The organism is Streptomyces sp. NPDC101393 (assembly GCF_044767385.1).
In the GTDB taxonomy this organism is placed as follows: Bacteria; Actinomycetota; Actinomycetes; order Streptomycetales; family Streptomycetaceae; genus Streptomyces.
Map to the genome: position 1 here is coordinate 82,264 of NZ_JBIWNU010000017.1, position 14,469 is coordinate 96,732.

At 70.1% G+C, this 14,469-nt stretch carries 11 protein-coding genes; 10 read left to right on the forward strand and 1 reads right to left on the reverse strand.

Annotated elements, in window-relative coordinates; genetic code table 11:
* Nucleotides 1-9 precede the first annotated feature (9 nt).
* Genes nuoE through nuoN form a run of 10 tightly spaced genes read left to right on the forward strand, consistent with a single transcriptional unit; the run spans nt 10 to nt 13,142 of the window.
* Nucleotides 10-858 (forward strand): NADH-quinone oxidoreductase subunit NuoE, encoded by an 849-nt coding sequence (nuoE, locus tag ACIRQ7_RS35670; protein WP_401474289.1) that lies wholly within the window; start codon nt 10-12, stop codon nt 856-858.
* On the forward strand, nt 858-2,213 hold the full coding sequence (gene nuoF, locus ACIRQ7_RS35675; RefSeq protein ID WP_401474292.1) for an NADH-quinone oxidoreductase subunit NuoF: 1,356 nt from the start codon (nt 858-860) through the stop codon (nt 2,211-2,213). The genes nuoE and nuoF overlap by 1 nt, the downstream gene beginning before the upstream one ends.
* Nucleotides 2,210-4,771, forward strand: a complete 2,562-nt coding sequence (locus tag ACIRQ7_RS35680; protein ID WP_404266659.1) for an NADH-quinone oxidoreductase subunit G — start codon at nt 2,210-2,212, stop codon at nt 4,769-4,771. Before nuoF ends, ACIRQ7_RS35680 begins: the two co-directional genes overlap by 4 nt.
* The gene (gene nuoH, locus ACIRQ7_RS35685) at nt 4,768-6,150 is read left to right on the forward strand and encodes an NADH-quinone oxidoreductase subunit NuoH (protein ID WP_401474297.1); all 1,383 of its coding nucleotides are present in this window, start codon (nt 4,768-4,770) and stop codon (nt 6,148-6,150) included. Before ACIRQ7_RS35680 ends, nuoH begins: the two co-directional genes overlap by 4 nt.
* Nucleotides 6,143-6,760 carry an NADH-quinone oxidoreductase subunit NuoI gene (gene nuoI / locus ACIRQ7_RS35690; RefSeq protein ID WP_404266660.1) on the forward strand — a complete coding sequence of 206 codons (618 nt, stop codon included), beginning with the start codon at nt 6,143-6,145 and terminating at the stop codon, nt 6,758-6,760. Before nuoH ends, nuoI begins: the two co-directional genes overlap by 8 nt.
* Nucleotides 6,757-7,623: an NADH-quinone oxidoreductase subunit J gene (locus tag ACIRQ7_RS35695; RefSeq protein ID WP_401474303.1), complete on the forward strand. Its 867-nt coding sequence runs from the start codon at nt 6,757-6,759 to the stop codon at nt 7,621-7,623. The genes nuoI and ACIRQ7_RS35695 overlap by 4 nt, the downstream gene beginning before the upstream one ends.
* Complete coding sequence (gene nuoK / locus ACIRQ7_RS35700) at nt 7,620-7,919, forward strand: NADH-quinone oxidoreductase subunit NuoK (RefSeq protein WP_401474306.1); 300 nt, start codon at nt 7,620-7,622, stop codon at nt 7,917-7,919. The genes ACIRQ7_RS35695 and nuoK overlap by 4 nt, the downstream gene beginning before the upstream one ends.
* Before the next feature lie 13 nt (nt 7,920-7,932).
* Complete coding sequence (gene nuoL, locus ACIRQ7_RS35705) at nt 7,933-9,816, forward strand: NADH-quinone oxidoreductase subunit L (RefSeq protein ID WP_404266661.1); 1,884 nt, start codon at nt 7,933-7,935, stop codon at nt 9,814-9,816.
* Between the two features lie 3 nt (nt 9,817-9,819).
* Complete coding sequence (locus ACIRQ7_RS35710) at nt 9,820-11,493, forward strand: NADH-quinone oxidoreductase subunit M (RefSeq protein ID WP_404266662.1); 1,674 nt, start codon at nt 9,820-9,822, stop codon at nt 11,491-11,493.
* Complete coding sequence (nuoN, locus tag ACIRQ7_RS35715; protein WP_401474315.1) at nt 11,490-13,142, forward strand: NADH-quinone oxidoreductase subunit NuoN; 1,653 nt, start codon at nt 11,490-11,492, stop codon at nt 13,140-13,142. Before ACIRQ7_RS35710 ends, nuoN begins: the two co-directional genes overlap by 4 nt.
* A 220-nt stretch (nt 13,143-13,362) precedes the next feature.
* Here nuoN and ACIRQ7_RS35720 read toward each other — a convergent pair whose 3' ends face one another.
* Nucleotides 13,363-13,851 (reverse strand): hypothetical protein, encoded by a 489-nt coding sequence (locus ACIRQ7_RS35720; protein ID WP_404266663.1) that lies wholly within the window; start codon nt 13,849-13,851, stop codon nt 13,363-13,365.
* Nucleotides 13,852-14,469: the final 618 nt, after the last annotated feature.

Genomic DNA, 14,469 nt, shown 5'->3' on the forward strand with positions numbered 1-14,469 from the left:
AGTTTGGGGATGCCCGAGCTCCCCGCCCCCGACTACCCGGCCGACGTGCGGGCCCGGCTCGAAGCCGACGCCAAGGAGGTGATCGCCCGCTACCCCGGCTCCCGCTCCGCGCTGCTGCCGCTGCTGCACCTCGTGCAGTCCGAGGACGGACACATCACCCGCACCGGCATCCGCTTCTGCGCCGAACAGCTCGACCTGACCACCGCCGAGGTCACAGCGGTGTCGACCTTCTACTCCATGTACCGCCGCAAGAAGGGCGGCGACTACCAGGTGGGGGTCTGCACCAACACCCTCTGCGCGGTGATGGGCGGCGACGCCATCTTCGATGAGCTCAAGGACCACCTCGGCGTCGGCAACGGCGAAACCACCGAGGACGGCGCCGTCTCCCTCGAACACATCGAGTGCAACGCCGCCTGCGACTTCGCGCCCGTCGTGATGGTCAACTGGGAGTTCTTCGACAACCAGACACCGCAGAGCGCCAAGCAGCTCGTCGACGACCTGCGGGCCGGACGCACCGTCGAACCCACCCGCGGCGCGCCCCTGTGCACGTACAAGGAAACCGCGCGGATGCTCGCCGGCTTCCCCGACGAGCGGCCCGGAGCCGTCGAGGCCACCGGCGGCGCCGGCGCCGCCTCGCTGATCGGACTGCGGCTCGCCAAGGGCGAAGGCCTCCCCGGCCGCGGCGCCGACCACGTCATCGCGCCGCGCACCGCGGACCGCCCCCAGGGGCCCTCCGCCAACCACGCACCGGGCGGCCAGGCACCCGACACCCACCCGAGCTCGCACGACGCACCGCAACAGACCTCGGCCTCCGACCCAGAACACCCGGCCGGGCCCGCAGCCGAGGAGGGGGAGTGATGACGGTGGCAGCCGAGATCAACGAGACAAGTCCGGAGAAGATCCTCGCACCCGTCCTGTCGGCCTTCTGGGACCAGCCCGAATCCTGGACGCTGGAGACCTACCACCGGCACGAGGGCTACGCAGGTCTGCGCAAGGCGCTCGCCATGCCCCCGGACGACGTCATCGCGTACGTCAAGGACGCCGGACTGCGCGGCCGTGGCGGCGCGGGCTTCCCGACCGGCATGAAATGGCAGTTCATCCCGCAGGGCGACGGCAAACCGCACTACCTCGTCGTCAACGCCGACGAGTCGGAGCCGGGCACCTGCAAGGACATCCCGCTGCTCTTCGCCAATCCGCACTCCCTCATCGAAGGCATCGTGATCGCCTGCCACGCGATCCGCTCGAACCACGCCTTCATCTACCTGCGCGGCGAGGTCGTCCCCGTCCTGCGGCGGCTGCACGAAGCCGTACGCGAGGCCTACGCGGCCGGGTACCTCGGAAAGAACATCCTCGGGTCCGGGCTCGACCTGGACGTCATCGTGCACGCGGGCGCCGGCGCGTACATCTGCGGTGAGGAAACCGCGCTGCTGGACTCCCTGGAGGGCCGTCGCGGACAGCCCCGGCTGCGTCCCCCCTTCCCGGCGGTGGCCGGCCTCTACGCCTGCCCCACCGTCGTGAACAACGTCGAATCCATCGCCTCGGTTCCCGCCATCATGAACAAGGGCAAGGACTGGTTCCGGTCCATGGGCAGCGAGAAGTCCCCGGGCTTCACGCTCTACTCGCTCAGCGGCCACGTCACCAACCCCGGCCAGTACGAAGCCCCGCTGGGCATCACCCTGCGCCAGCTGCTCGACATGAGCGGCGGCATCCGGCGCGGCCACCGGCTGAAGTTCTGGACGCCCGGCGGCTCCTCCACACCGATGTTCACCGACGAACACCTCGACGTCCCCCTCGACTACGAGGGCGTCGGCGCGGCCGGCTCGATGCTCGGCACCAAAGCGCTCCAGTGCTTCGACGAAACGACCTGCGTCGTACGGGCCGTCACCCGCTGGACGGAGTTCTACGCCCACGAGTCCTGCGGAAAGTGCACGCCCTGCCGCGAAGGCACCTACTGGCTGGTGCAGCTGCTGCGCGACATCGAAGCAGGCAAGGGCCGGATGGACGACATCGACAAGATCGACGACATCGCCGACAACATCAACGGCAAGTCCTTCTGCGCCCTCGGCGACGGCGCCGCCTCGCCGATCTTCTCCTCGCTCAAGTACTTCCGTGAGGAATACGAGCAGCACATCACCGGCAAGGGCTGCCCCTTCGACCCCGCCAAGTCGACCGTCTGGGCCGACAACGACGCTCACCTGGGGGTGAACGCATGACCGTCACGACCACGGGGTCGAACAGTGGCTCCGCACCGGGCCCCAACGGGGGCGGCGAGGCGGCGATCCCGCCGGAAGACCTCGTCTCCCTGACGATCGACGGCATCCAGATCTCCGTCCCCAAGGGGACCCTCGTCATCCGCGCCGCCGAACTCCTCGGCATCGAGATCCCGCGCTTCTGCGATCACCCGCTGCTCGACCCGGCAGGCGCCTGCCGGCAATGCATCGTCGAGGTTGAGGGCCAGCGCAAGCCGATGGCCTCCTGCACCATCACCTGCACCGACGGCATGGTCGTCAAATCGCAGCTCACCTCCCCGGTGGCCGAGAAGGCCCAGCGCGGAGTCATGGAGCTGCTGCTGATCAACCACCCGCTCGACTGCCCGGTCTGCGACAAGGGCGGCGAATGCCCCCTGCAGAACCAGGCGATGCAGGTCGGCGACACCGACACCCGCTTCGAGGGCAAGAAGCGCACCTTCCAGAAGCCGGTGCCGATCTCGAAGCAGGTCCTGCTGGACCGCGAACGCTGCGTGCTGTGCGCACGCTGCACCCGCTTCAGCAACCAGGTCGCCGGCGACCCCATGATCGAGCTGATCGAGCGCGGCGCACTCCAGCAGGTCGGCACCGGAGAAGGCGACCCCTTCCAGTCGTACTTCTCCGGCAACACCATCCAGATCTGCCCGGTCGGCGCGCTCACCTCCGCCGCCTACCGCTTCCGCTCCCGCCCCTTCGACCTGGTCTCCTCCCCGTCGGTGTGCGAGCACTGCGCCGGCGGCTGCGCGACCCGCACCGACCACCGGCGCGGCAAGGTCATGCGACGGCTCGCCGAGAACGACCCCGAGGTCAACGAGGAGTGGATCTGCGACAAGGGACGGTTCGGCTTCCGCTACGCACAGCAGCGCGACCGGCTGGAACACCCCCTCCTGCGTAACGCGGAAACCGGTGAACTGGAGCCCGCGAGCTGGCCCGAGGCGCTGGCGGCCGCGGCCCGCGGACTGACCGCGGCCAAGGGCCGCACCGGCGTCCTGACCGGCGGCCGGCTGACTGTCGAGGACGCCTACGCCTACGCCAAGTTCGCCCGGGTCGCCCTCGACACCAACGACATCGACTTCCGGGCGCGGGCACACAGCGCCGAGGAGGCCGACTTCCTGGCGGCCCGGATCGCCGGCCGCGGCCGCGACCTGGACGGCAGCGGCGTCACCTACACCACGCTGGAGAAGGCGCCGGCCGTCCTGCTGGCCGGCATCGAGGCGGAGGAGGAGGCCCCCGGCGTCTTCCTCCGGCTGCGCAAGGCCCACCGCAAGAGCGGCCAGCGCACCTTCAGCCTCGCCTCCTACGCCACCCGCGGACTGATCAAGGCCGGTGGCACCCTGCTGCCGGCCGCCCCCGGCACCGAAACCGAATGGCTGGACGCGCTCGCGGGCGGCGTCGGCCTGGAGGGCGAGGGCCGCACCGCCGCCGACGCGCTGCGCGCCGACGGCGCCGTGATCGTCGTCGGCGAGCGGCTGGCCGCCATCCCCGGCGCCCTGACCGCGGCGGTCCGCGCCGCCTCCGCCACCGGCGCCCGCCTCGTGTGGATCCCCCGCCGGGCCGGCGAACGCGGCGCCGTCGAGGCAGGCGCCCTGCCGGGGCTGCTGCCCGGCGGCCGCCCCGCCACCGACCCGCGGGCCCGCGACGAGGTCGCCGCCGCCTGGGGCGTGAGCGGGCTGCCGCACCGGCACGGCCGGGACACCGGCCAGATCATCGAGGCCGCGGCGACCGGCGAACTCAGCGCCCTGCTGATCGCCGGCGTCGAGCTCGCCGACCTGCCCGACCCGGCCCGCGCGGCGGCCGCCCTCGACGAGGTCGGCTTCCTGGTCAGCCTGGAACTGCGGCCCTCGGAAGTCACCGACCGGGCGGACGTCGTCCTCCCGGTGGCGGCCGTCGTCGAGAAGGCCGGCACCTTCCTCAACTGGGAAGGCCGGGCCCGGCTGTTCGAGGCCGCGCTCAAGCCGGACCAGCTCACCCGCCGGCACCTGCTGCCGGACGCCCGGGTGCTGCACATGCTCGCCGACGCCCTCGCCGCCGCCGAAGGCCCGCACGGCCGCAACCACTTGGCGCTGCCGGACCTGCGCGCGGTGCGCCGCGAACTGGACCGGCTCGGCGGCTGGACCGGCCCGTACGCCGGCGAACCACTTGAGACCGGGCGCCCGCTGCCCCGCCCCGAGCCCGGCCAGGCCGTCCTCGCCGGCCACCGGATGCTGCTGGACCAGGGCCTGCTCCAGGAAGGCGACGAAGCGCTGGCCGGCACCCGGCACGCCGTCGTCGCCCGGCTGTCGCAGACCACCGCGCAGGAGACCGGCGTCAAGGACGGCGACCAGCTGGCCGTCGCCGGGCCCACCGGAGCGGTCCACCTGCCCCTGCAGATCACACCGATGCCCGACCGGGTGGTGTGGCTGCCGCTGAACTCGACCGGCCACGGCATCGCCGCCGACACCGGCGCGCGCCCCGGTGACCTGGTGAAGGTCTCCGCCGTTCCCGGTACCGGGTCCGCGGCGACGGCCAAGGAGGTGGACGCATGATGCAGCAACTCGCCCTCGCCGGCAGCACGCTGGCCCAGGAAGACCTCTCGATGTTCGGCCTCGACCCGTGGTGGCTGGTCGTCGTCAAGGCGGTCTTCTGCTTCGCGTTCCTGATGCTGACCGTGCTGTTCTCGATCGTCTGGGAACGCAAGGTCGTCGCCTGGATGCAGCTGCGCATCGGCCCCAACCGGCACGGGCCCTGGGGGATGCTCCAGTCCCTCGCCGACGGCGTCAAGCTGATGCTGAAGGAAGACCTGGTCGTCAAGCGGGCCGACAAGGCGGTCTACATCCTCGCGCCGATCGTGGCCGCCGTACCCGCCTTCATGGCGTTCGCGGTGATCCCCTTCGGGCCGGCCGGCAACGAGATCTCGATCTTCGGGCACCGCACCACGATGCAGCTGACCGACCTGCCGATCGGGATCCTCTACATCCTGGCCACCGCCTCCATCGGCATCTACGGCATCGTCCTCGCCGGCTGGTCCTCCGGCTCGACCTACCCGCTGCTCGGCGGCCTCCGCTCGTGCGCCCAGATGATCTCCTACGAGATCGCGATGGGCATCTCCTTCGCGGCGGTCTTCCTCTACTCCGGGTCGATGTCGACCTCGGCGATCGTCGAATCGCAGCACGACAAGTGGTACTTCCTGCTGCTGCCGGTCTCCTTCATCATCTACATCGTCGCGATGGTGGGCGAGACCAACCGCGCGCCGTTCGACATGCCGGAGTCCGAGGGCGACCTCGTCGGCGGCTTCAACACCGAGTACTCGTCCATCAAGTTCGCGATGTTCATGCTCGCCGAGTACGTCAACATGGTCACCGTCTCGGCCGTCGCCGTCACCCTCTTCCTGGGCGGCTGGCGGGCGCCGTACCCCATCAGCACCTTCTGGGAGGGCGCTAACCACGGCTGGTGGCCGATGCTCTGGTTCATCATCAAGGTCCAACTGCTGCTGTTCTTCTTCATCTGGCTGCGCGGCACCCTCCCCCGCGTGCGCTACGACCAGTTCATGAAACTGGGCTGGAAGGTCCTCATCCCCGTCTCGATGGTCTGGCTGATGCTGGTCGCCACCGTCCGGGCGCTGAAGAACGAGGGCTACGCCTTCCAGGAAATCGTGCTCTACGTCGCCGGGGCCGCGGTCGCCCTGCTGCTGATCTCCCTCGTCGTCGACTTCTTCCGGCGCAGCGAGAAGGAGGACGAGACGGACGGCGACGAAGTCTTCGACCCGATGGCCGGCGGCTTCCCCGTACCGCCGCTGCCCGGACAGAGCCTGCCACCCGTGCCACGCCGACGGCCGCGCCAGGAGCGCGAGTTGATTGTCAGTGGCGGGGTGGACACTGTCAGTGACGGAAACGGAATCGACGGAAAGGGGGGCGACGGTGCCTGAGTTCCAGAACCCCGTGGCCGGCTTCGGCGTGACCTTCAAGGCCATGTTCAAGAAGCGGCTGACCGAGCAGTACCCGGAGGAGAAAAAGCCGACGGCGCCGCGCTTCCACGGCCGTCATCAGCTCAACCGCCATCCGGACGGCCTGGAGAAGTGCATCGGCTGCGAGCTGTGCGCCTGGGCCTGCCCGGCGGACGCCATCTACGTCGAGGGCGCCGACAACACCGAGGAGGAGCGCTACTCCCCGGGCGAGCGCTACGGCCGCGTCTACCAGATCAACTACCTGCGCTGCATCCTCTGCGGCCTGTGCGTCGAGGCCTGCCCCACCCGCGCCCTGACGATGACCAACGAGTACGAACTCGCCGACAGCTCCCGCGAATCGCTCATCTACACCAAGGAGGAGCTGCTCTCCGGGCTCCAGGACACCATGGTCGATTCGCCGCACGCGATCTTCCCCGGCATGACGGAGAAGGACTACTACAACGGCCTGGTGAGCGAAGCCGCCCCCGGCACCGTCCGCCAGACCGCCGTCTCCAAGGGCGAAGCCCCGCAGGAAGGCGCCGCCACGACCGGCCCGAACGAGCCCGGCGCGCCGGAGGTGATCGAGCGATGACCACCCTCGCCGCCGCGGCCTCCTCGGGGGAAGCCGTGCAGTTCTGGATCCTGGGCATCGTCGCCGTCGCCGGCGCGCTGTGCACGATCCTGATGAAGCGGGCCGTGCACAGCGCCCTGTCGCTCGCCGGCACCATGATCATCCTGGCGGTCTTCTACCTCGCCAACGGCGCGTACTTCCTCGGCATCGTCCAGATCGTCGTCTACACCGGCGCGATCATGATGCTGTTCCTCTTCGTCGTCATGCTGGTCGGCGTCACCGCCGCCGACTCCCTCAAGGAAACCCTCAAAGGCCAGCGCTGGCTCGCCGCCGGCTTCGGCATCGGCTTCGGCATCCTGCTCATCGCCGGCATCGGCAACGCCTCGCTCAAGGAATTCAACGGCCTGGGCGAGGCCAACGCCGGCGGCAACGTCCAGGGCCTGGCCGCCCTCATCTTCACCAAATACGTCTTCGCCTTCGAAATCACCGGCGCCCTGCTCATCACGGCAGCCGTCGGCGCGATGGTGCTCACCCACCGCGAGCGCACCGAACGCGCCAAGACCCAGCGCGAGCAGGCCGAGGCCCGGGTCCGCGAAGGCAAGCAGATCCCCCCGCTGCCCGCCCCCGGCGTCTACGCCCGCCACAACGCCGTCGACATCCCCGGCCTGCTCCCCGACGGCACCCCGTCCGAGCTGACCGTCAACCCCACACTCCGCGGCCGCGGCCAGATCCGCGACGTCTCCGGTGAATCGCTCGCCGAACTCAAGGCACTGGAGCAGCGCTCCGAGGAATGGCTGGAGCGCGACTCCGAGGGCTCCCCCTCGTCCGCCGCGCCCACCTCGGCAGCGGGCACCAACGGCCCGAAGGAGGAGGCCAAGAAATGAACCCGGTCTACTACCTCTATCTCGCCGCTCTGCTGTTCACCATCGGCGCGGCCGGAGTCGTGATCAGGCGGAACGCCATCGTGGTGTTCATGTGCATCGAACTGATGCTGAACGCCTGCAACCTCGCCTTCGTGGTCTTCTCGCGGATGCACGGAAATCTGGACGGCCAGATCATCGCCTTCTTCACCATGGTCGTCGCCGCGGCCGAAGTCGTGGTCGGCCTGGCGATCATCGTGTCGATCTTCCGCACCCGTCATACGGCCTCGGTCGACGACGCCAGCCTGATGAAGCTGTAAGGGGTCGCACAAAGTGGAGAACTTGATCGCGCTGCTCGTCGCGGCACCGCTGGTCGGTGCGGCCCTGCTGCTGTGCGGCGGCAAACGACTCGACCGCACCGGCCATCTGCTCGGCACCCTCTTCGCGGCGGCGTCCTTCGCCATCGCCGTGGTGCTCTTCGCCGACATGCTCGGCAAGGGCGCCGAGGACCGCGCCCTGCACCAACACCTGTTCAGCTGGATCCCGGTCGGCGGCTTCCAGGCCGACCTCGCCTTCCAGCTCGACCAACTGTCGATGACCTTCGTCCTCCTGATCACCGGTGTCGGATCGCTGATCCACATCTACTCGATCGGCTACATGGAGCACGACGAGCGGCGCCGCCGCTTCTTCGGCTACCTCAACCTCTTCCTCGCGGCGATGCTGCTCCTCGTCCTCGCCGACAACTACCTCCTGCTGTACGTCGGTTGGGAGGGCGTCGGCCTCGCCTCGTACCTCCTCATCGGCTTCTGGCAGCACAAGCCCAGCGCGGCCACCGCCGCCAAGAAGGCGTTCCTCGTCAACCGCGTCGGCGACATCGGCCTGTCCATCGCGATCATGCTGATGTTCACCACGTTCGGGTCCTTCGCCTTCGGCCCGGTGCTCGCCGCGACCGGCGACACGAGCGAGGGAAAACTGACCGCCATCGGCCTGATGCTGCTGCTGGCCGCCTGCGGCAAGTCCGCGCAGGTGCCGCTGCAGTCCTGGCTGGGTGACGCGATGGAGGGCCCGACCCCGGTCTCGGCCCTGATCCACGCCGCCACCATGGTCACCGCCGGCGTCTACCTCATCACCCGCTCCGGCGCGATCTTCAACGCCGCCCCGGACGCCCAGATGGCCGTCGTCGTGGTCGGCGCCGTCACGCTCCTCTTCGGTGCGATCGTCGGTTGCGCCAAGGACGACATCAAGAAGGCCCTGGCCGGATCGACGATGTCGCAGATCGGCTACATGATCATGGCCGCGGGCCTCGGCCCCATCGGCTACGCCTTCGCGATCATGCACCTCGTCACCCACGGCTTCTTCAAGGCAGGCCTCTTCCTCGGCGCCGGTTCCGTGATGCACGGAATGAACGACGAGGTGGACATGCGCCGTTTCGGCGGCCTGCGGACCTACATGCCCATCACCTTCGTCACCTTCGGGCTCGGCTATCTGGCGATCATCGGCTTCCCCGGCTTGTCCGGCTTCTTCTCCAAGGACAAGATCATCGAAGCCGCCTTCGCCAAGGGCGGCACCGAAGGCTGGATCCTCGGCGGTGCGGCCCTGCTGGGCGCAGCGATCACCGCGTTCTACATGACCCGCGTCATGCTGATGACGTTCTTCGGCGAGAAGCGCTGGGACCCGGAAAAGGTCCGCCCGCACGAGTCGCCGAAGTCCATGACGATCCCGATGATCGTCCTCGCCATCGGATCGGTCTTCGCCGGCGGGCTGTTCAGCATCAACGAAGCCTTCGTGAAGTGGCTGGAGCCGGTCACCTCCTTCGAGCACGGCCACCCCCCGATCGGCGCCGGCGCCGTCACCGCCGCCACCATCGTCGTGATGATCGTCGGCGTCGGCATCGCCTGGCTGATGTACGGCCGTAAGCCCGTCCCCGTGCTCGCCCCACGCGGCTCGCTGCTGACCCGGGCCGCCCGCCGCGACCTCCTCCAGGACGACTTCAACCACATCGTCCTGGTCCGCGGCGGCGAGCAGCTCACCCGCACGCTCGTCCAGATCGACCACTCCCTGGTCGACGGCGCGGTCAACGGCACGGCCGCCTCCATGGGCGGACTCTCCGGCACCCTGCGCCGATTGCAGACCGGCTTCGTCCGCTCCTACGCAGTCCAGATGTTGGGCGGGGCCGCCGTACTTGTCGCCGCGACCCTGCTGATGAGGGGTGTCTGAGCCATGTCGTTTCCCCTGCTGACGGTGACCGCCGCGGTCCCGGCGATCGGCGCGATCGCCACCGCCGCGGTCCCCGCGGCCAAGCGCACCGCGGCCAAATGGCTGGCCCTGCTGTTCTCCCTGGCCACCTTCGCCCTCGCCGTGACCATCGCGGTCCGCTTCGCCCCAGGCGCCAAGGGCGGCCCCTACCAACTCACCGAATCCCACTCCTGGATCCGCGACTTCGGGGTCCGCTACGAACTCGGCGTCGACGGCATCGCGGTCGCCATGATCGCGCTGACCGCCCTGCTGATCCCGTTCGTGATCCTTGCCGGCTGGCACGACGCCGACCCCCTCGAAGAGGTCCGCCCCAACCGCCGCTGGCGGCCCACCCAGGGCTTCTTCGCCCTGATCCTGGCCGTCGAGGCGATGGTGGTGCTCTCCTTCGAGGCCACCGACGTCTTCCTCTTCTACGTCTTCTTCGAAGCCATGCTGATCCCGCTGTACTTCCTCATCGGCGGCTTCGGCGACCGCGCGGGCACCAGCGGCGGCAAGGACGGGGACGAAGACGCGGGCCGACGCTCCTCCGCCGCCGTGAAGTTCCTGCTCTACAACCTCGTCGGCGGCCTCATCATGCTGGCTGCGGTCATCGGGCTGTACGCCGTCACCGCCGACCAGCTCGGCACCGGCACCTTCTCGCTCCAGCAGATCGTCGAGGCGCGGGCGGCCGGCAAGCTCGACATCGGCACCGGCACCGAACGGCTGCTGTTCCTCGGCTTCTTCTTCGCCTTCGCGGTGAAGGCGCCGCTGTGGCCGCTGCACACCTGGCTGCCGGGCGCCATGGGCGAATCCACCGCACCCGTCGCCGTACTCATCACCGCGGTGGTGGACAAGGTCGGCACCTTCGCGATGCTCCGCTTCTGCCTCCAGCTCTTCCCGGAGGCCAGCAGCTGGGCGACCCCCGTCATCCTGGTCCTCGCGGTGATCAGCGTGATCTACGGCGCGCTGGTCGCCGTCGCCCAGCGCGACATCAAGCGCCTGATCGCCTACGCCTCGATCTCCCACTTCGGGTTCATCGTGCTGGGCATCTTCGCGATGACCTCCCAGGGCCAGAGCGGCGCGACCCTCTACATGGTCAACCACGGCATCTCCACCGCCGCCCTGATGCTCGTCGCCGGCTTCCTGATCAGCCGCCGCGGCTCGCGCCTCATCGCGGACTACGGCGGCGTCCAGAAGGTCGCCCCGATCCTCGCCGGCACGTTCCTGATCGGCGGCCTGGCGACCCTGTCACTGCCCGGACTCGCCCCGTTCGTCAGCGAATTCCTGGTCCTGGTCGGCACCTTCAGCCGCTACCCGGTCATCGGCATCATCGCCACCGTCGGCATCGTCCTCGCCGCGCTCTACGTCCTCGTCCTCTACCAGCGGACGATGACCGGACCGGTGAAGACCGAGGAAGTGCGCGCCATGCCCGACCTCCGGGTCCGCGAGCTGGTCGTGGTCGCGCCGCTGATCGCGCTGCTGATCTTCCTCGGGGTGTACCCCAAGCCGCTGACCGACATCGTCAATCCGGCTGTCGACCACACCCTGTCCGTCGTGGACAAAAAGGACCCCAAGCCCCCAGTGCAGGTGGACGCCGTGCCCGGTGAAGGCCGGCACGGCCACCCGGCGCGTAACAACGACGTGGAGGCCGCGAAGTGAGTTCCGTGGCAAGTGTCCACAGCCTGTGGACGGCGGCGGCCGAGGCGCCGGCCAAGATCCCGGCGCCGCATATCGAGTACGCCCAGCTGGCACCCACGCTGATCGTCCTCGGCGCCGCGGTGATCGGCGTACTGATCGAGGCGTTCCTGCCGCGCCGCAGCCGCTACCACGCCCAACTGCTGCTGTCCGTGGTGGCGCTGGCCGCCGCGTTCGCCGCGGTGATCGGCCTGGCGGCCGGCGGCTTCGGCTCATCGAAGGCACATATCGCCGCCATGGGGGCGCTCGCCGTCGACGGCCCCGCGCTGTTCCTGCAGGGCACGATCCTGCTGGTGTCGCTCATCGCGGTCTTCACCTTCGCCGAGCGCCGCCTCGACCCGGCAGCACACGGCAACCGCGTGGACTCCTTCGTCGCCCAGGCCGCGGCCGTCCCCGGCGGCAAGGCCGAACAGGCCGCGGTCAAGGCCGGGTTCACCACCACCGAGGTCTTCCCGATCGTGCTCTTCGCGGTCGGCGGCATGCTGGTCTTCCCGGCAGCCAACGACCTGCTGACCCTCTTCGTCGCGCTGGAGGTCTTCTCCCTCCCGCTCTACATCCTGTGCGCGCTCGCCCGCCGCCAGCGGCTGATGTCGCAGGAAGCGGCGGTCAAGTACTTCCTGCTCGGCGCGTTCTCATCCGCGTTCCTGCTCTTCGGCATCGCCCTCCTCTACGGCTACGCCGGCACGGTCGGCTACGCCGGCATCGCCGAGGTCGTCGCCGACGGCGCCAAGCAGATCAACCCGGCGCTGGCCGGCACCATGGGCAATGACGCGCTGCTGCTGATCGGCGCGGCCATGGTCCTGATGGGCCTGCTGTTCAAGGTCGGTGCGGTCCCCTTCCACATGTGGACACCGGACGTCTACCAAGGCGCCCCGACCCCCGTCACCGGCTTCATGGCGGCCGCCACCAAGGTCGCGGCCTTCGGCGCGCTGCTGCGGCTGCTCTATGTCGTGCTGCCCGGCATGCGCTGGGACTGGCGGCCGGTGATGTGGGGCATCGCGATCATCACCATGCTGGCCGGTGCGATCGTCGCCATCACCCAGACCGACATCAAGCGGCTGCTGGCCTACTCCTCGATCGCCCACGCCGGCTTCATCCTCGCCGGTGTCATCGCCACCAGCGAGAACGGCATCTCCTCGGTGCTCTTCTACCTCGCCGCCTACTCCTTCGTGACCCTCGGCGCATTCGCCGTCGTCACCCTGGTGCGGGACGCGAGCGGCGAGGCCACACAACTGTCCAAGTGGGCGGGCCTCGGCCGGCGTTCACCCCTGGTGGCCGCCGTCTTCGCGGTCTTCCTGCTGGCCTTCGCCGGAATCCCGCTGACCTCCGGCTTCTCCGGAAAGTTCGCGGTCTTCAAGGCGGCGGCGGAGAGCGGCGCGGGCTGGCTGGTCGTGATCGGTGTGATCTCGTCGGCCATCGCGGCGTTCTTCTACATCCGAGTGATCGTCCTGATGTTCTTCAACGAGCCCAAGGCCGACGGCCCGACGGTCGCCGTGCCCAGCCCGCTGACGACCACGGCCATTGCGATCGGCGTCGCGGTCACCCTGGTGCTCGGACTGGCACCGCAGTACTTCCTCGACCTGGCCGGCCAAGCGAGCGTATTCGTCCGCTGACGGACGCGGGCATCCCGCGTCGCGCTGGATCCGCCGGACACGTCCCAGTGGATGTCACGTCAACGGCCGCCGCCCGGCACCCTCCTGGGGTGCCGGGCGGCGGCCGTTGACGCGTGGAAGCGACAAGGCCACCGGTGCGGCTTGGGCAATCGCCCTCGCGGTGGCGAGCCTGCTGAGGGAGGGGCCGGCGGGCGCTTGGAGGCGGCGCGACGGTGCCGCGTCAGCTGCCGTTGGGGACGCCGCTGGGCATCTCCGGCACGTCCGGGATCTTGAGGTTGCCGTCGGTGGACTTCGTGAACTTATCGGTGGGTCCGTTCTTCCACGTCACCGTCAGCGTCTTGCCGTCGGCGCCGGGCTTGAGCGTGCCCATCGTGCGGGTGTCGTCCCCGGTGGTGCACTTCAGCGCAGCCATGGAGACACCGGCCATCTCCTGGACCTTGCCGAGACAGGCCGTCTTGTGTCCCTCGCTGAGGACCGCGGTGCCCTTGGTGATCATGAAGATCAGCTTGCTGTCGGCGGTCTTCGTCTCCCAGGCGCCCGTGAGCGCGGAGCCATCCGCAGGCTTGTCGGCGCCTCCCGGAGTCGACGGCGCGGACTCCGGCTGCTTGCTCGGCGCGCTCTCCTTACCTTCGTCGCCGCTGTTGCCGCAACCACTGAGCAGCATTGCGGCGATGGCGGCCGCCCCGGCGATCTGTGCTGCCTTGCGCACGTGCGTCTCCTCCGTTGTGGGACAGGAAACGCGAGGCTAGCAGCCGGTCGGCGAGCCATGGCCGGGGTCGTAGGGGGGAGGGGGGTGTGGGGATGCGGCGGGGGTGCGGGGCGAGAGGGCGTGGGGATGCGGCGAGGGTGTGGGGATGCGGCGGAGGTGCGGGGGCGGGGCGGTGGTGCGGGAGCGCAGGGGGCGGTGCGGGGGCGGTGCGGGAGCAGGGCGGTGAGGTTGGGGGCGCGCGGCGGGGGCGGTGTGTGGTGGTGAGGTGAGGGCGCGGACAGGGGACGCGGCTGGGTGTGAGGGTGGGGTGGGGTGGGGGGAAGTCGGCATTCTCGGCTTCCCCCTTGCCCCGCGGCCCCCCCCCGGGGGGGGGGGGGGGCGGGGGGGGCCCCCCCCCCCCCCCGCCCGGGGGGGGGGGGGGGGGGGGGGGGGGGGGGGGGCGGGCGGGGGGGGGGGGGGGGGGGGGGGGGGGGGGGGGGGGGGGGGGGGGGGGGGGGGGGGGGGGGGGGGGGGGGGGGGGGGGGGGGGGGGGGGGGTTGGGGGGGGGGGGGGGGGGGGGGGGGGGGGGGGGGGGGGGGGGGTGGGGGGGGGGGGGGGGGGGGCCGGAAGTCGGCATTC

Excerpts from the sequence above, each read along its gene's own strand:
- ACIRQ7_RS35695 (WP_401474303.1), top strand. The coding sequence starts at position 6,757 with ATGACCACCCTCGCCGCCGCGGCCTCCTCGGGGGAAGCCGTGCAGTTC.
- nuoF (WP_401474292.1), top strand. The coding sequence starts at position 858 with ATGACGGTGGCAGCCGAGATCAACGAGACAAGTCCGGAGAAGATCCTC.
- ACIRQ7_RS35710 (WP_404266662.1), top strand. The coding sequence starts at position 9,820 with ATGTCGTTTCCCCTGCTGACGGTGACCGCCGCGGTCCCGGCGATCGGC.
- ACIRQ7_RS35680 (WP_404266659.1), top strand. The coding sequence starts at position 2,210 with ATGACCGTCACGACCACGGGGTCGAACAGTGGCTCCGCACCGGGCCCC.
- nuoK (WP_401474306.1), top strand. The coding sequence starts at position 7,620 with ATGAACCCGGTCTACTACCTCTATCTCGCCGCTCTGCTGTTCACCATC.
- nuoE (WP_401474289.1), top strand. The coding sequence starts at position 10 with ATGCCCGAGCTCCCCGCCCCCGACTACCCGGCCGACGTGCGGGCCCGG.
- nuoH (WP_401474297.1), top strand. The coding sequence starts at position 4,768 with ATGATGCAGCAACTCGCCCTCGCCGGCAGCACGCTGGCCCAGGAAGAC.